Origin of the sequence: Exiguobacterium artemiae 255-15, from assembly GCF_000019905.1 — a bacterium.
GTDB lineage: Bacteria > Bacillota > Bacilli > Exiguobacteriales > Exiguobacteriaceae > Exiguobacterium_A > Exiguobacterium_A artemiae.
Map to the genome: position 1 here is coordinate 1505588 of NC_010556.1, position 13979 is coordinate 1519566.

The 13979-nt window shown below is 49.4% G+C and carries 23 protein-coding genes and 1 pseudogene; 11 read left to right on the forward strand and 13 right to left on the reverse strand.

What is annotated here, in order from left to right; translation table 11 throughout:
- The first annotated feature begins 58 nt into the window (after positions 1 to 58).
- Positions 59 to 466: a PadR family transcriptional regulator gene (locus tag EXIG_RS07890; protein WP_052294385.1), complete on the forward strand. Its 408-nt coding sequence runs from the start codon at positions 59 to 61 to the stop codon at positions 464 to 466.
- Positions 463 to 927: a DUF4188 domain-containing protein gene (locus tag EXIG_RS07895; protein ID WP_012370402.1), complete on the forward strand. Its 465-nt coding sequence runs from the start codon at positions 463 to 465 to the stop codon at positions 925 to 927. Before EXIG_RS07890 ends, EXIG_RS07895 begins: the two co-directional genes overlap by 4 nt.
- Before the next feature lie 47 nt (positions 928 to 974).
- On the opposite strand, the gene EXIG_RS16225 is transcribed toward EXIG_RS07895, so the two are convergent.
- Entirely contained in the window at positions 975 to 1262 is a 288-nt protein-coding gene (locus EXIG_RS16225; protein ID WP_148206614.1) for a DUF1272 domain-containing protein, read from the reverse strand.
- 20 nt (positions 1263 to 1282) lie between these two features.
- Between EXIG_RS16225 and EXIG_RS07900 the strand changes: the two genes are divergently transcribed.
- The gene (locus tag EXIG_RS07900; protein WP_012370404.1) at positions 1283 to 1726 is read left to right on the forward strand and encodes an Lrp/AsnC family transcriptional regulator; all 444 of its coding nucleotides are present in this window, start codon (positions 1283 to 1285) and stop codon (positions 1724 to 1726) included.
- Positions 1727 to 1800: 74 nt separating this feature from the next.
- Here the strand turns inward: EXIG_RS07900 and EXIG_RS07905 are convergent, their stop codons facing one another.
- Both EXIG_RS07905 and EXIG_RS07910 read right to left on the reverse strand, forming a co-directional pair.
- Complete coding sequence (locus EXIG_RS07905) at positions 1801 to 2001, reverse strand: hypothetical protein (protein ID WP_012370405.1); 201 nt, start codon at positions 1999 to 2001, stop codon at positions 1801 to 1803.
- Between the two features lie 14 nt (positions 2002 to 2015).
- On the reverse strand, positions 2016 to 2486 hold the full coding sequence (locus EXIG_RS07910) for a site-2 protease family protein (RefSeq protein WP_012370406.1): 471 nt from the start codon (positions 2484 to 2486) through the stop codon (positions 2016 to 2018).
- 104 nt (positions 2487 to 2590) lie between these two features.
- Between EXIG_RS07910 and EXIG_RS07915 the strand changes: the two genes are divergently transcribed.
- A complete protein-coding gene (locus EXIG_RS07915) occupies positions 2591 to 3295 on the forward strand; it encodes an alpha/beta fold hydrolase (protein WP_012370407.1) in 705 nt (234 codons plus the stop codon).
- A gap of 44 nt (positions 3296 to 3339) precedes the next feature.
- Here EXIG_RS07915 and EXIG_RS07920 read toward each other — a convergent pair whose 3' ends face one another.
- The 5 genes from EXIG_RS07920 to EXIG_RS07940 form a co-directional block, all read right to left on the reverse strand.
- Positions 3340 to 3519 carry a hypothetical protein gene (locus EXIG_RS07920; protein ID WP_012370408.1) on the reverse strand — a complete coding sequence of 60 codons (180 nt, stop codon included), beginning with the start codon at positions 3517 to 3519 and terminating at the stop codon, positions 3340 to 3342.
- A gap of 21 nt (positions 3520 to 3540) precedes the next feature.
- Positions 3541 to 3888: a DUF2200 domain-containing protein gene (locus tag EXIG_RS07925; protein ID WP_012370409.1), complete on the reverse strand. Its 348-nt coding sequence runs from the start codon at positions 3886 to 3888 to the stop codon at positions 3541 to 3543.
- A 119-nt stretch (positions 3889 to 4007) separates the two neighbouring features.
- Entirely contained in the window at positions 4008 to 4772 is a 765-nt protein-coding gene (locus EXIG_RS07930) for a hypothetical protein (RefSeq protein WP_012370410.1), read from the reverse strand.
- Between the two features lie 447 nt (positions 4773 to 5219).
- On the reverse strand, positions 5220 to 5459 hold the full coding sequence (locus EXIG_RS07935) for a hypothetical protein (RefSeq protein WP_012370412.1): 240 nt from the start codon (positions 5457 to 5459) through the stop codon (positions 5220 to 5222).
- A gap of 160 nt (positions 5460 to 5619) precedes the next feature.
- Positions 5620 to 6618 (reverse strand): NADP-dependent oxidoreductase, encoded by a 999-nt coding sequence (locus tag EXIG_RS07940; RefSeq protein ID WP_012370413.1) that lies wholly within the window; start codon positions 6616 to 6618, stop codon positions 5620 to 5622.
- A gap of 135 nt (positions 6619 to 6753) precedes the next feature.
- Here EXIG_RS07940 and EXIG_RS07945 point away from each other — a divergent pair, with 135 nt between their 5' ends.
- From EXIG_RS07945 to EXIG_RS16255, 3 genes and pseudogenes are all read left to right on the forward strand, one after another.
- Complete coding sequence (locus EXIG_RS07945; protein WP_234944599.1) at positions 6754 to 6993, forward strand: hypothetical protein; 240 nt, start codon at positions 6754 to 6756, stop codon at positions 6991 to 6993.
- Positions 6990 to 7787 carry a phosphotransferase gene (locus EXIG_RS07950; RefSeq protein ID WP_012370415.1) on the forward strand — a complete coding sequence of 266 codons (798 nt, stop codon included), beginning with the start codon at positions 6990 to 6992 and terminating at the stop codon, positions 7785 to 7787. The genes EXIG_RS07945 and EXIG_RS07950 overlap by 4 nt, the downstream gene beginning before the upstream one ends.
- 139 nt (positions 7788 to 7926) lie before the next feature.
- A pseudogene (locus EXIG_RS16255) lies at positions 7927 to 8029 on the forward strand (YkvA family protein); the annotation flags it as partial.
- 167 nt (positions 8030 to 8196) lie between these two features.
- Here EXIG_RS16255 and EXIG_RS07960 read toward each other — a convergent pair.
- Entirely contained in the window at positions 8197 to 8721 is a 525-nt protein-coding gene (locus EXIG_RS07960; RefSeq protein ID WP_012370416.1) for a shikimate kinase, read from the reverse strand.
- A 161-nt stretch (positions 8722 to 8882) separates the two neighbouring features.
- On the opposite strand from EXIG_RS07960, the gene EXIG_RS07965 reads away from it, so the two are divergent.
- A complete protein-coding gene (locus EXIG_RS07965) occupies positions 8883 to 9230 on the forward strand; it encodes a potassium channel family protein (RefSeq protein ID WP_012370417.1) in 348 nt (115 codons plus the stop codon).
- A 95-nt stretch (positions 9231 to 9325) separates the two neighbouring features.
- On the opposite strand, the gene EXIG_RS16165 is transcribed toward EXIG_RS07965, so the two are convergent.
- Complete coding sequence (locus tag EXIG_RS16165; RefSeq protein WP_012370418.1) at positions 9326 to 9454, reverse strand: hypothetical protein; 129 nt, start codon at positions 9452 to 9454, stop codon at positions 9326 to 9328.
- Between the two features lie 93 nt (positions 9455 to 9547).
- Between EXIG_RS16165 and EXIG_RS07970 the strand changes: the two genes are divergently transcribed.
- Positions 9548 to 10075, forward strand: a complete 528-nt coding sequence (locus EXIG_RS07970; protein ID WP_012370419.1) for an RNA polymerase sigma factor — start codon at positions 9548 to 9550, stop codon at positions 10073 to 10075.
- Positions 10072 to 10899 (forward strand): hypothetical protein, encoded by an 828-nt coding sequence (locus tag EXIG_RS07975; RefSeq protein ID WP_012370420.1) that lies wholly within the window; start codon positions 10072 to 10074, stop codon positions 10897 to 10899. Before EXIG_RS07970 ends, EXIG_RS07975 begins: the two co-directional genes overlap by 4 nt.
- Before the next feature lie 5 nt (positions 10900 to 10904).
- Here EXIG_RS07975 and EXIG_RS07980 read toward each other — a convergent pair whose 3' ends face one another.
- Positions 10905 to 11300, reverse strand: coding sequence for a GNAT family N-acetyltransferase (locus EXIG_RS07980; RefSeq protein ID WP_012370421.1), 396 nt, complete (start codon positions 11298 to 11300; stop codon positions 10905 to 10907).
- A gap of 133 nt (positions 11301 to 11433) precedes the next feature.
- Positions 11434 to 11991: an HAD family hydrolase gene (locus EXIG_RS07985; RefSeq protein ID WP_012370422.1), complete on the reverse strand. Its 558-nt coding sequence runs from the start codon at positions 11989 to 11991 to the stop codon at positions 11434 to 11436.
- A 128-nt stretch (positions 11992 to 12119) separates the two neighbouring features.
- Between EXIG_RS07985 and EXIG_RS07990 the strand changes: the two genes are divergently transcribed.
- Complete coding sequence (locus EXIG_RS07990; RefSeq protein ID WP_012370423.1) at positions 12120 to 12995, forward strand: alpha/beta fold hydrolase; 876 nt, start codon at positions 12120 to 12122, stop codon at positions 12993 to 12995.
- A gap of 1 nt (position 12996) precedes the next feature.
- On the opposite strand, the gene EXIG_RS07995 is transcribed toward EXIG_RS07990, so the two are convergent.
- Positions 12997 to 13893, reverse strand: coding sequence for a sensor domain-containing diguanylate cyclase (locus EXIG_RS07995; protein ID WP_012370424.1), 897 nt, complete (start codon positions 13891 to 13893; stop codon positions 12997 to 12999).
- Positions 13894 to 13979: the final 86 nt, after the last annotated feature.

Sequence of the window (13979 nt, forward strand, 5' to 3'; positions counted from 1 at the left end):
ATACGATTGATACGAGCCTTAATCATTTTGGAAGATCAGCTTCGGACAGGTCTATCCGATGTTGAAGACGTTGGCGCAGGAAGGATTAATCGTTGAAGAAACCGGAGAAGGGGATGACCGGAAGACGTTTGTTTTGACACCGGACGGCGAGGCGGAACTCGAACGCTGGGTCCAGGAGCCGACGACCGAACTACCGGTCCAGCGGAATGAACTGTTACTGAAACTCTATTTTGCCCGTCATGAGTCAAAAGAAACTACGATTCAAAAAATCGATCAGCATGCCGCTCTGCTCCGTGAACGGTTGGAGACGTACCAGATGATTGAACAAACGATTCGTGCCTCTCCTGAAACAAACGAAGCGATGTATTGGCTGTTGACGCTCGATTACGGTAAACGAAAGACACAAGCCTTGCTCGAATGGTGTGAAGCGTCCGTTCAGACACTCGAAGGAGGAACATCGTCATGAAACGCGTGATCGCGACACCAAATGAAGACATCGTCGTATTCATAATCGGCTTACGGATCAACCGTCTGCGATCGGTCCGGAAATGGTGGCCGGCCGTCCAGGCGATGACACCGATGATTGAGGAATGTTATGAGCAGCAGGTTGGTTTGTTGTCGCATGAGATGCTCGTCGGATGGCGGTCGGTCACGTTGATTCAATATTGGCGTTCCTCCGACGCTCTGATTGCCTACTCGCACTGTAACCGCCATCTGACCGCCTGGAAACAATTTAATCAGTTGTCGCGGGCAAGTAACGCCGTCGGGATTTTCCATGAGACGTTTGAAATCAGCAACTACGAGACGATGTATGTCAATCTGCCGACACGGGGACTGGCAAAAGCGGTCGGAGAAAGTACGATTCAGAAACATCAGGAACAGGCGAAGGACCGGCTGGCAGAACGCAAGGTGTCGACACGTGAATAACGAACGAAGGGAGCGGTTTCCAATGATCCGCTCCCTTGATGTATGTATTACTGTTCTACCCGGACTAATGTTTCCCCGCAATTTTGACAAATCGAATTCATTGTTTCGGTACACTCTTTGCAAAAAGTACAGTTGTGCGAACAATGATACGTTTCCTGACCTTCTTCAAATGTCTCCGCACAGCGGGTACAGTTTGTTGCCTGCATGTCGTTCACCTCACTTATGTTTGATCTGTCTTTATTGTACGAAAGCAGAACAGAACCGGACAGACGATTTTCCTTGGAATTCAGTAGCTTCACCTGAAAATGAATGGTAATTTTAAGATATGTCTTCATAATATTAGGAGGGTTGAAAAATGGACGAAATTGATTATGCGATTATCCAAACCTTGCAGGGAGATGGACGGATGTCCTGGACGGAACTCGGCAAAACGGTTGGTCTGTCGACACCGGCCGTCAACGAGCGCGTCAAGAAACTCGAGTACCGTGGTGTCATCGAAGGATATCGGGCCGTCATTAATCCCGTTGCGCTTGAAAAAACCATCATGGCGATTTTGATGTTCGAAGATACAAAATGCGACGCGTTTATCGCGTTTTGCCAAGATCATCCGGATGTCATCGAGTGCCACCGGCTCGCCGGAACGTTTAACTTCATGGTCAAATTGTATACGCCGTCCGTCGAGACACTGGAAACGTTTATCGATGCTTCGATGAAATACGGAAAACCATCGACCTGGATCCGCTTGTCGTCACCTGTCGCGTTTAAGGCCTTTACAGTCGGGAATGGTGTTTTGATTTAATGTTGTAATTCAGTAACAAAAAACGGCTATCTCCTGAACTTTTAAAGGAAATAACCGTATGATCATGTTTTAAGTTAAGTACAACACTTCATTGCTTCTTCGACCTGATTTTCCTGAATCAGAACTTGGCCGTCTTTAACCGTAAACTCAATATCGTGAGCTTTTAACCGCTCGATTTGAGCCGGTGTCTCTTCTCCCCATGGAACGGTTTTCGGTTGCTCGGCAGTACATCCGACGAGCAATAAACTGCTTGCGAGCAGTAAAGGTCTCAGCATGAACTCGACTCCTATCAGGACGTATGTTGATTTTTGTTAAAAAACAGCTGTTTCAATTGCAGGCCGTCGCTCGCAATACCACTGGATAAGCGAATCGGAAGAAGATTAAATACGATAAAAATCAAAGAAACTTGAATGAATGGCTGAGCCAACAAGTGCATGATCGGACTCGGAAACAGCAGACTCAGGATCAAAACAAATACACCACCTGTCAAGTTAGCACCAACTCCGCCGAGTAATACAACAGCTCGTTGTCCACGGCTGAGCGAAATCTCTGACGGTTGAGACCGGTGCAGTCCTTCCCAAAATTGCTTTCGGGCGAGGGAAAAATGACCGATTTGTAAGAAGGATTCACCTTTGCCGATGGAAATTGATTGTAAGCGTAGACCGACTAAGCGGGCGGCGAATGCATGCCCGTACTCATGCAGAATCAGACTCGGTAAGTAAAAGGCTAGCATGATTAGATTGAACCAGAGTAAACCCATGTTCTTCCTCCTCTCATCCACAAACATAACAAAAAATGGATGTTTCAAGCAACTTACATAATTGTCATTTCCTCATCTAGAGATTAAAAAAGGAGACTTATTAAATGAACCTGTTAACTGATTCCACTTTGCCACTTCGGATATTTCCAGCTCAGCGTCAGGATTATCGCAAAACCATCTGCCTGTACCACGGCTGGGGATCAAGCGTGACAAAATATGAAGACTTCGCCCGAACGCTTTCGGAACAAGGGTTTACGGTCATTGTGCCGGAACTCCACCTGCATGACAGCCGCGATCGGCTGGAGGCATACTTTAATCACGGTGTCGTTGAACGACATTTCTGGCCGATCGTTTTTCAGAGCATTGAGGAGTCCGTTACGCTCGTGAAGCAGTTGAACGTAACACAAGCAGACATCATCTGGCTCGGTGTTTCGATGGGCGGATTCATCGCGAGCGGTATCGCTGCGAAACAACAGGGCAGCGCCGGGATAATCAATATCAACGGCTCCGGATCCTTTTTATTTACGGAACAGCTTTTTCGACAGCGCGACAACAGAGCTGAGTTGACAATGGAAGAAAAACAACGTTTGAAGGCGTATGATCCTGTCCTGCAAGCAATGTCCGCACCGACATTATTCGTTCATGGTCAATGCGACACGGTCATTCCGATCGAGACGCAGGAACACTGCGTGCAGCAAGCAACGGAACTGAATCGTGATTTGACGTTCCTCACGTATCCGTCCATCAATCATACGGTATCCGATCAGATGATTTCGGATGTCATGGTTTGGTTAAATCAGCGCTTTTAACGTTAGACAGAAGAACCGGACACCTGCTTGAGATGTCCGGTTTTTTAGTACTGAGTGATCAGAAGAGACGCCGTACCGAAAAGAATGATCAAAGATGTAAAAACAGCTTTCGTGCGGGGAGAAAGCGGGATGCCTTGTTGTTTTTTCTGAACGTAGAAATATCCGTACAGAACGCTTATCACCAGTGTCGCGATGGCGAAACATGACGCAATCGTTATCAGCATATGGGTTGTCCTCCTTGTGTTCTACCGCAGAATTTTTTCGAGAGCTTTTCCTTTTGCCAGTTCATCAATCAACTTGTCGAGATAGCGGATTTCCCGCATCAACGGATCCTCGACGTCTTCGACCCGGACGCCGCAGACGACACCTTTGATTAACAATCGACGTTCCTGCATCTGTGGGGCATCCGCAAAAAAGGCTTCGAATGTCGTCTGATCCGTCGCTAATGTTGCGAGTTGTTGCTCCGAGTAACCGGTCAGCCAGCAAATGATCGTATCGACTTCCTGTTTCGTCCGACCCTTGCGTTCCGCTTTTGTCACGTAAAGCGGATAGACACTCGAAAACGCTGTCGTGTACAACCGATGTTTCGTCATCGTATTTCCTCCTCATGACTAATTATTACCAAAAGTGTAGCATACCGAACGCTCGAAATGGACCCCTCCGGACAAAACAAAGACCGTCCTTTTCACACGAAAAGAACGGTCTTAACCAATCATTTTTTTATATCGATGACATGGAATTCAATCTGTTCGTCGTCCGATACCCCGTATGCGAGCTTCCCGTTGGCATAAATCGGTTTGGACGTCGTATCGGTCATTTTCGTCAAGGGAGAAACGGTGCCGCGCGCAAGATCGGCGTACCAGAGTCGCGTCATACTCTCCCGAAAAATGACGCGGTCAGCCGATAAAAAACGGAACGCGTCAACCGTCAAGCGGTTGTCCGACGGTTTGAACTGGTACCCCGGTTGTCGTCCTTTCTTAGGCATGAAGAGGGCGGAGCCTTCTTCGCCGATCGAAACATACTTTTTGTTGTGTTCAAAATCAATCAGCCCGTTCATCCGTCGTTTGAACGTGCCGTCAAACGTCTCGAGTGTCGGCGTTTGATGACCGTTTTTGAAAGTACTTGTATGCAAAATCAGCCCGGCATCGCTCCGGCGGAAGTCAAATGGATACGGTCCATTCCGTTTTGCGCCTTCTTTTAAAATATACTGCTGATGGATGATGATGGCGTCTTCCGCCACATCAAACGACTTGAGAATGGTTTTCGTTCGGGTCGGTGTCGCTTCATGCGTCATCCAGGATACCCGTTTGGACGACGTATCCAGATAAGGAATCGCCGTGTCATAACGGCTGATCCCTTGATCAAGCGTATTGATTTTTTCCGTCTTCAAGTCCAGCAAGCGAATCGCCCATTTTTGTCCGGTTTTGGTTTGATTGTATTCGACCCAAAACAGGTAATGCGATACTCCGGTCGTCATACCAATCGTCCTATTGACTGTATGCAGCACCTGGTTATCGTTCGACCCTTGGCTGTAGCGGTAAATATAACTGTTAATGGTTGTATCGCTCGTTTGTTTAACGTGCGTATAGTAGATCGATTGCTCATACAGATAGTCCGGCGCAATGACGACGGTTTGTCCGGTAAAGAACGGGGCCAGATTGTATGTCTGATGGCTTCCAAGCGTAACCGTTTCGGATTGTCGCTCAGCGGCATGTATTTTCCATAGTAGGAAAACGAAGCAGTGACCGGTTCAACGATTGGCGCAGCTTGAGCCTGATCTGCCGAAACTTTCGGTTGTTGCTTCGTTGCATTCGAATCGGTGCATCCTGCCGTGACGACAAGCGTCAACGTCAACGCCGCCGTAAAAAAAGTCTTCCGGGACATAGTAGGTGGTCTCCTTTTACCTAAAGTGGGGGAATCGAGCTCAACGGCGGTTGTGTTTCATTCGCCAACGCATCGAGACGAAAAAAGCAGAAATGCCGGACAAAGTAACTAAATAGAAACAGATGGCGAAAGCAAACTCGCCATAATCCTCAAGACTGGCGAACGGATTACCCATAATAAACGGGTTGGGTAACGCACCGATCAAAAACAGAGGAATGAACAGCAGAAAAAACCGTTTCCAAAAATAATACTTATACGAAGTACCGCTACTGACGTCCATCAGTGTACTCCTTTCCAAATTCAGAATTTAATATCCTATATTTAACATATTATATCATTTATAGTTTGGTCAGATAAAAAGATTTAAAGAAGTCATCAATGAAAAAAAACGGTCAGGAAGTTACCAGCTGGGCTGTCGTCTTCCTGACCGTTTGACCGGCTTATTTCATTTGTAAGACGACTTTTCCTTTGGCCCGACCGGACTCGGAATACTCGAGCGCAGCCTGTGCCTCTTCAAACGGATAGATGCGGTCGATGACCGGTTTGATTTGTCCGGTCTCAATCCATTCTGTAATGTGTTCCAGTTGGCGTCCGCTCGGTCGCATGAATAAAAACGTGTACGTGACCCGGTGTTTCCGTTCAAGCCATGTTTCGCGGAGCGTCAGCAGGCGGAACAGGTTGGTCTTCAGAAAACCGGACCGGTAGGATTTCCCGAACCGGCCGTTAGGCAGTCCGGAAATCGAGACGATGTGTCCGCCCGGACGGACGATTTTAAACGAACGCCGGAGCGTCTCACCGCCGATCGTATCGTAGACACCGTCATAATCATGCAGGACTTCGTCAAACGCTTCCGTCCGGTAATCGATGATTTCATCAGCGCCAAGTGACGCAACCAAATCATGTCCGGCGGAACTCGCCGTCGTTGCGACGTACAAGCCCATTGCTTTCGCTAGTTGGATGGCAAACGTGCCGACGCCGCCCGCACCGGCCTGGATCAGGATCTTTTGTCCCGGCGTCGCCTGCAAGACGTCGTGTAATGCCTGATAGGACGTCAAGCCGACGAGCGGGATGGAGGCTGCTTCCTCAAAGGAGAGCGACGCCGGTTTTAGGGCAAGCATCTGTTCATCGATTGCGATGTATTCCGCAAAGGTACCGATTCGATTTTTCTCGGCCCGTCCGTAGACGGCATCACCGACTTGAAACTGCTTGACGGCATGACCCACTTCAACAATGATGCCGGCGAAGTCATTCCCGAGAATCAGCGGGAACTGATACGGGATCAACAGCTTGACGTCACCGTCCCGAATCTTAAAATCAACCGGATTGATGCTCGCCGCGTGAATTTCGACAAGAACGTCATGCGGGCGGACGTCCGGGCGGGGCTGTTCGGTTTGTTCGAGCGGAACCTGTCCGTATTTTGAAATCGTCATCGCTTTCATGAAAATCCTCTCCATTTCCTGGTTCTGCTGCTTTTAGTCTAACAGTTGATTAAGCATGAGAACACTTTGAGTGATTCATTCAGGCATGATAAGCTGAACAGGAACAGGGAAAATTTGGAGTTTGGGGTGAATGGGATGGATCAGATAGGAGAACGATTGTTGCGGCTGTGGATCCGTGTACCACGGTTCGTGAAACGGATGGTGCCGCTCAGCCTGACATTGTATGTCCTTTTATTCATTGTCACGAACGGGATAACAACGCTTCTTCATTTTAATATTGAGTTGTTCTCGTGGCGCGATCTCATCATCAGTTTAGCCGGAGCGGCGATTCTTGTCCCGGTATTCAATCAGTCAAAAGGGGAGGATAAAACATGAAACAATCGGAGCAGGAAGAACCATTGACGGGCGGGAATGTCTCCGACGTCTCGCGGATCGGGGAGACGGTCAGACGGGAACAGAAACCGGAGAGTCTTCGGGTCCACCGGGTACTGCAACATCTTGAGCAAAAAGGATTTGAAGGAAGCCCACGCTATTTAGGAATCGATCCACAGGGACGTGAAATCTTGTCCTTCATCGAAGGAGAGGCCGGGAATTATCCGCTTCAGCCGTATATGCAGTCAGACCGCGTTTTGGAAGAAACAGCACGGTTGTTACGTTCCTATCACGAGGCAGTTGCGGATTTTCCAATACCAACCGATTGGCAGCCGCTCGACGGAACACCGGAACCGCTTGAACTCATCTGTCATAATGATTTCGCCGTCTATAATGTCATTTTCCAAAACGAGCGTCCGGTCGGGATCATCGATTTCGAAGTCGCTGCCCCGGGACCACGGATTTGGGATATCGCTTATACGATGTACACGTTTGTTCCGTTAAGCAGGCATCAAATGACAGAAGACGGTGAGCCGGCTCATTACAATCCGGTCAACGATCAAGAACGGATCCGGCGTCGGGTCCTTCTGTTTTTGTCTGCTTACGGCAAAGCGGAGCTGAAGGATGAGATGTATGAAACCGTGCTGCTACGCGTGGAAGCGTTGATCAAAACGATTCACCGGAGAGCGGCGGAAGGCGATGACGCGTTTCAACGGATGATTGATGACGGACACGTCACGCATTATGAACAGGAAATCGACTTTTTAAAGCGAGAAGGAGCCGACTGGTTCCGATGAATACATCGAAGAACGGAGACTCATCATGTTGCACACGTTAAAGGAGACCGCTAAAACGTTAAAAAAACAGCTGTTCATCTTGTATTTCGCCTATCAGGACAACCGGGTCGCCTAGTATACGAAATTATTTACGGCCGGTGTCGTCGCTTATGCGTTCAGTCCGATTGATTTGATTCCGGACTTCATCCCGGTACTCGGTTACCTCGACGACCTGATTTTAGTCCCGTTAGGTATCCTGTTGGCACTGAAGATGTTGCCGCAGGACGTCATTGAGGACTGTACCGCCAAAGCGGAAGCCTTGGTGCGTGCGGACAAACCGAAAAACTGGTTTGTCGGCGGCTGCATCGTGTTGCTTTGGTGCGGGCTTAGTGTCTGGACAGGTCTAAAGGTGTACGACATGATGCAATGATTAAGCTTCAGAAAGTGTTTCATAGGCGGATTTAATGTGTCGGTAGATAACGTCCGTCGGTAAAGCGGCATCAATCTGAATGATGGGGGAAACGGATTGTTCCATTTGAAAGCGGTGTTCGGCGAGCGTCCCGATCATCGCCGGATCGGTCGCCGTCAAATATGTCCGGCACCAATCGAGAAATTCATTGGAGCCGGTGAAATCGGGATATCGTGCCTGTTCCCGCTGGATTAAACGTTCCATCCGCATGTCTTCATTTAAACGTAAAAAAACAAGCAATTCCCGGTCGGCAAAACCGTCGGGATTCCATGAGAACACGGAGCCGGATACGATGTAGTGCCGATGTTGTTCGATATCCGATCTGTATAACGCATACCGCTCTGCAATCGAACGTTTTTCGGTAAAGGTGCGGTCCTTCCACAGGTAATGATCCGTGTCAATCCAGGGGATACCTTCTTGTTGCCCAATCCACTTGCCAAGCGTACTTTTGCCGGTGCCGGAACCACCGATGATTTGAATCCGCAAGAGGTGACCTCCTTAGCGCATAAGGCGCAGTTGATGTAAACGATTTTACCATAGCAGGCAGGGAGACGACGGAAGAATCGTTCTCCCTTTTTTCGGGTATTTGTCTAACAGAGAAGCAAAACAGCGGACGGTCGTGTTTACCTGTGAAGGGAGCAGTGAGGATGATTCCGTTTTTCATCTTGATGCGCAACATGTACCACGTGTTACGTATTCTGTTTCGGCAAGATGAGCAAAAAGCCGTCATGTTATCGGGCGCTTTTCTCCTTGCGGTCGGGATGTTTTTTTATCACAGCGTCGAACAGCTGAGTTATCTCGATGCGCTGTATTTTTCCGTCATGACGCTGACGACGGTCGGCTATGGCGATATTCATCCCGTCACGCCGATCGGCAAGATTTTTACGATGGGGTATGTTCTGCTCGGAATTGGTATCATCAGTGCCCTGATCGTTAATTTTAACCGGGCGTTAAAAGAATTTCATGCCAAGAAAGATCAGGCGAAGCAGAAGTGACAGAAAAATCCTGTTCCTGACGCAATTAAAAACAAAGAGGAAGACCGGACCTCGTATATCGAGAGCCGGTCTTCCTCTTTGTTTATCGATTCGATTCACCCAGCATCCTTAAGCTCCTGATGCGGATTGACGCGAGCTGCGATATGCTCCGGCAAAAGCAGGGAGACACCAATTAACAGCGGCTCATCCCAGGGCACGAGATCATACAAGGCATAAAAGTTCATGTGTTGATCTCCTATCTGATTTTTTTACAGATTTTTGAAACTAAAACGGTGTATGCTCAGTCTAATGAAGAGAGAAGAAAGGAGGGAAGTCCCGTGTTCCGAAAAAAGCGTGCCGGCAGTTGGACGGATGAAACGTTCCTTGCAACGTTATATGCCGAAGAACATTACATCTACCGGATGTCATTTCTGTATTTGAAGGAGGAACAGGAAGCACTCGAAAACGTGCAGGAAGTCGCTTTTCGGGCTTGGAAGTATCGCAAATCACTGAAGGAAATCACGTATTTTAAAACGTGGCTGACGCGGATCACGATCAACGCGGCACTCGATCAGCTCAAGAAACACCAAACGCTCGTCTGGACGACCGACGGTATGGAGAACTTGAAAGAACCGCAGACCGCTTCGTTTGAACACGTCGTCGTAAATCAACTGTTTCTGGCTGATCTGCTCGAACGACTCGACGTCAAGGAACGTTCGCTCTTGACGTTACGGTATCAAGCCGACTATTCCCTTCAGGAGATCGCCGACCTGCTCGACATTCCGGTCAGTACCGTCAAAAGTACGTTGTACCGGGCAATTCAAAAATTACAGCGGCAACAACTAAAAGGAGGAGAGTCCGGATGAAACAGCAACTGGAGTCAGCGTTAGAAGAACTTTCCGTACCGGACAGCGTCCATACGCGGATGAAACAGGGGATCCACCGGAACAGACGGAAGCACCGGGTACCGCAACTGGTGTTGGCAGCGATCCTGCTGATCGGTCTGATGCAGTATGACCGGATCGAGTCGTGGATACATCCGCCGACCGGACAAACGACCGCTTCGATGGTCCCGGGACTTGTTTATCAAGGGATGATGTATACCGAGACCGGAACGACGGTCTCGGAAGCAGCAGCGCAACAGTTGCGTGGACAGAAGCTAGGGACGTCCGAAAACACGTTGACGGAAGAAAATGAAACGGCACGGTTAAACGATTCCTTTGCCTCAAACCTGACAGACTATACGATTTACGAACTGGACGGATATGCGCCGACGGTCCGGTTGCTTGCGATCGGTCGGGAAGAGGGCAAGTCAATGATCCGGATCCTGGACGGGACGACCTACGAAGCGGACTATTTCCAAAAACTCCGGCTCGATCAAGGCATCACGCAAATCAGCTATCAGACTGAACGGACGCGGGAAACGGGGCAGAAAAAGTTGCTTGCTCCTTCCGCAGCCTGGATGGATCTGTTGACCGGTCTCAGTGCGACCGTGCCGCTTTCAGACGCTGAACTGCCGGTTGACGTACAGAACAATCGACAAATCCGGGTTGTCGACGTGACGATGACCGATGGGGTCACGAACCAGTTCCAGTTGATTGAAGGCGGATATGCGTTGTATGAACCGCTCCATGCTTATTTTGACGTGAAGGGGACGGCTTTTGAGACCGTTTGGAACGACATGCGATGAACCGTTTATTCGAAGGATTTCCGGAATCCGTAAAACGGACGGAATGCCTGACCGCGGTAAAAACTCTCCGAACTGCTCGACGCGAGGACTTCGATTCGCGTCGTCGGATACGCTTCATGCAGGCGGGCAAACAGCTGTTGTGCGAGACCCTGGCCCCGGAATTCGGCATCAATCAGTAATTCGCAAATGTATAACGTCACTTGAGTGTCGGTCATTCCGCGGACATACCCGACGACTTCCCCCGCATGTTCGACGACAAACGCCGCATTGGAATGTTGCCAGGCCAGTTTTGTCCGGTCATGCAGACGGACGAGCTGATTCCAGCCTTCCGCCGCATTTAAGCGCTGAATCGCGGGGAAGTCCTGTTCCTGATAGGGGCGGATCTGATATTCTGATTTCATGTGTTAAAACCTGCTTTCCTGGTTGAGTCGTGTGATGAAAGGTAAAAGCTGCGACCAGTCGTGTAACGTGCCCTCAACGGGAGCGGTCGATTTCAGAAGTGCCGGCATCCCGACGGCTTTAGCCGCGGCGACGTCATGCAACGGCTTTAGCCGCGGCGACGTCATGCAACGGATGATCGCCGATGAACAGAACCTGTTCCGGCTCCAGTCCAAAGGCTTGTACGGGACGTAAAAACAACGCAGGCTCCGGCTTGGAAAGACCAACTTCTTCCGAAATCAAAATCGGATCAAAAAAGTGCTGTAAGCCGTGCGCTTCGATGACAGACCGTTGCAGATCGCTCCGCCCGTTCGTAATCAGCCCGAGACGGTAAGAGGACGACAGAGATTCGAGCAAAGAAATCGTTCCCGGGAAGAGGACACTGGTTTTTGCGAACCCGGTCAAGTAATCGTCGAGCAGCACTTCCGGGGAGACATCCAGCTGAAAGTGAGCGACGAGTTGCTGGTAGACGCGGTCTTTCCAAACGAGACCACGTTGATCCCATTCGATGAACAGGGTCTGGTAGACATCAGCCGGACAGTTCGAGATCGGAGCGATCAAGCGGAGATGTTGATCGGCGATAAAACGCACTAAAGACATCTCGCGATCGAGCAACGTGCCATCGAGATCAAATAAGAGGGCTTGAATCGGCATCAGAAAACAACTGCTATACATATTAAATATTTCAACTACCGTAATATTAATTTAAATAAAATCAAGCCAAAAAGGATAATTCAATTGTTTCTATACTACCAGTCCTGTCCACAAAAAGGAGGTCCACCATGCATTTCAATGCTCCATCATACCCGAAACAATGGTTCGACACGAAATCAGCCGGAACACCGGTCGTCATTTTAACTGGAATGGGCTGTTCCTATGAAGAATGGTATGAAGTCATCCAGTCGCTGCGACCCGCCCACAGGATTCTCAGTTTCCACCGCCATTCCTGGAAAGAAGGGGACGGTATTCACCGGACAGGTCACGCCATCCAACAGTTGCAAACTCTGTTAAGCGGATCAAACGTTGATGAACCAATTCTGCTGATCGGTCATTCCTACGGGGGATTGATTGCTCAGGAATTTACGAAACTGTTCCCGGAACGTATCAAAGGCCTGATACTGGTTGATTCCACATCCGTCGATTTACATGAACTTGATGCGCTCGATACGCCGGTTCTCGATGCGGTATCATCGGATGCCGCCTGGCAAGCGTTATGCCGGGACTACGCTATCAAAACAAAAGAACAACTCAAACAGTTGTTGCAACCGGTCCTGACCGGGGCTCAAAAGCGATTACCCCAAGCAGTCCAGGATGCTCTGGTCGACTTTCAGACCGAACCAGACCTGTATGCGATGATGGATTCTGAAGTGGAACACTGGAAAACGGATGCGGCGCGGATCCGCACCGGCCCGTTTCCGGACGTTCCCTTGATTGTGATTGGGCGGGATCCGGAGCTTTCCATCCAGGACGGCATCAACGACGGCTTACCGGAAGACGAGCTGCGGCAGGTCGAGGAGACATGGCACCGGTTAGTCTTACGGCAGGCAACATTAACGAAACAAGCTGATTTCATCACGGCAACAGGCGCAGGTCACGCGATTCATCTTGACCGTCCTGATCTTGTCATCTCAGCTGTAACCAAGCTCGACGTCACATGACTCATACCAACGTTTTCGACCGTTGCTTTTCTTGATACATCATCTGATCGGCTTTTCGTAACAAGTCCAGGACGTCTGTCGTCGCTGTTTGGTAAGCAAAACCAAGCGAAACCGACAACTCATGACGATCGAAATCGCATCGTAGGGCGGCGATTAAATCGAGCACAGTTTGTTCTGTCCCATTTTGACTGACGATGACAAATTCATCCCCGCCGAGACGAAAGGCGTCTGGGCTGAATCGGCTTAAACAAAGAGCCGTCTGTTCGAGCAGAGCGTCTCCCGCCACATGTCCGAACCGGTCGTTCACTTGCTTTAAGTCATTGAGGTCAAGGGTTATTAAACCCAGAGGAAGCAATGGACCGTCTTGCAACTCCGAAACCAGCCCGTCAAACGCATGCCGGTTGTACAGTCCCGTCAAGGAATCACGTTCGCACAGTTGCTCGAGTTCCTTCTGACGTGCTCTCGCGGCATCCATATTCCGGATGACGCCCTGGACAGCAACGATTTCGCCGTTTTCATAAATCGGTGTCGTGTATTCCTCAAACCAGATGTAGATTCCATCGTTCGTCCGCCAGCGTTGCGGAAACGGCTCGTCATAGTTGCAGTTGCCGGAGATTTTCGACATCAGAATCTCGACATCATCCGGATGAATCCGGTCGAAACAATCCGACGGGTCGGCATAACTCGCCTCGACCGTCCCGGCACCGATATGTTCATCGAGGGCAGGGCTGATATAACGGAACCGATAGACCGGTCTCACTTCAAAAATGTACATGATATCTTTCGAATGTTTTCCGAATGTCGCGATCGTCGGCTGGACCGAAGACGACCGTTTTTGGAACATGAAGCGTCCAAGCAGCGTACATACAACCCCAATCATGATTCCGACCCACAGCACACGGGTTCACCTGCCTTATGTAGTTATTCCTTAATCCGAAGATGGAATGATTTGTAAAACCAGACACAGTAAAGTATAGCAAAGAA

What these genes read in the sequence shown, in the direction of transcription:
- EXIG_RS07890 (WP_052294385.1), top strand. Translation starts at nt 59, where the DNA reads ATGTTGAAGACGTTGGCGCAGGAAGGATTAATCGTTGAAGAAACCGGA.
- EXIG_RS07895 (WP_012370402.1), top strand. Translation starts at nt 463, where the DNA reads ATGAAACGCGTGATCGCGACACCAAATGAAGACATCGTCGTATTCATA.
- EXIG_RS16225 (WP_148206614.1), bottom strand. Translation starts at nt 1,262, where the DNA reads ATGAAGACATATCTTAAAATTACCATTCATTTTCAGGTGAAGCTACTG.
- EXIG_RS07900 (WP_012370404.1), top strand. Translation starts at nt 1,283, where the DNA reads ATGGACGAAATTGATTATGCGATTATCCAAACCTTGCAGGGAGATGGA.
- EXIG_RS07905 (WP_012370405.1), bottom strand. Translation starts at nt 2,001, where the DNA reads ATGCTGAGACCTTTACTGCTCGCAAGCAGTTTATTGCTCGTCGGATGT.
- EXIG_RS07910 (WP_012370406.1), bottom strand. Translation starts at nt 2,486, where the DNA reads ATGGGTTTACTCTGGTTCAATCTAATCATGCTAGCCTTTTACTTACCG.
- EXIG_RS07915 (WP_012370407.1), top strand. Translation starts at nt 2,591, where the DNA reads ATGAACCTGTTAACTGATTCCACTTTGCCACTTCGGATATTTCCAGCT.
- EXIG_RS07920 (WP_012370408.1), bottom strand. Translation starts at nt 3,519, where the DNA reads ATGCTGATAACGATTGCGTCATGTTTCGCCATCGCGACACTGGTGATA.
- EXIG_RS07925 (WP_012370409.1), bottom strand. Translation starts at nt 3,888, where the DNA reads ATGACGAAACATCGGTTGTACACGACAGCGTTTTCGAGTGTCTATCCG.
- EXIG_RS07930 (WP_012370410.1), bottom strand. Translation starts at nt 4,772, where the DNA reads ATGACGACCGGAGTATCGCATTACCTGTTTTGGGTCGAATACAATCAA.
- EXIG_RS07935 (WP_012370412.1), bottom strand. Translation starts at nt 5,459, where the DNA reads ATGGACGTCAGTAGCGGTACTTCGTATAAGTATTATTTTTGGAAACGG.
- EXIG_RS07940 (WP_012370413.1), bottom strand. Translation starts at nt 6,618, where the DNA reads ATGAAAGCGATGACGATTTCAAAATACGGACAGGTTCCGCTCGAACAA.
- EXIG_RS07945 (WP_234944599.1), top strand. Translation starts at nt 6,754, where the DNA reads ATGGATCAGATAGGAGAACGATTGTTGCGGCTGTGGATCCGTGTACCA.
- EXIG_RS07950 (WP_012370415.1), top strand. Translation starts at nt 6,990, where the DNA reads ATGAAACAATCGGAGCAGGAAGAACCATTGACGGGCGGGAATGTCTCC.
- EXIG_RS07965 (WP_012370417.1), top strand. Translation starts at nt 8,883, where the DNA reads ATGATTCCGTTTTTCATCTTGATGCGCAACATGTACCACGTGTTACGT.
- EXIG_RS16165 (WP_012370418.1), bottom strand. Translation starts at nt 9,454, where the DNA reads ATGAACTTTTATGCCTTGTATGATCTCGTGCCCTGGGATGAGCCGCTG.
- EXIG_RS07975 (WP_012370420.1), top strand. Translation starts at nt 10,072, where the DNA reads ATGAAACAGCAACTGGAGTCAGCGTTAGAAGAACTTTCCGTACCGGAC.
- EXIG_RS07980 (WP_012370421.1), bottom strand. Translation starts at nt 11,300, where the DNA reads ATGAAATCAGAATATCAGATCCGCCCCTATCAGGAACAGGACTTCCCC.
- EXIG_RS07985 (WP_012370422.1), bottom strand. Translation starts at nt 11,991, where the DNA reads ATGCCGATTCAAGCCCTCTTATTTGATCTCGATGGCACGTTGCTCGAT.
- EXIG_RS07990 (WP_012370423.1), top strand. Translation starts at nt 12,120, where the DNA reads ATGCATTTCAATGCTCCATCATACCCGAAACAATGGTTCGACACGAAA.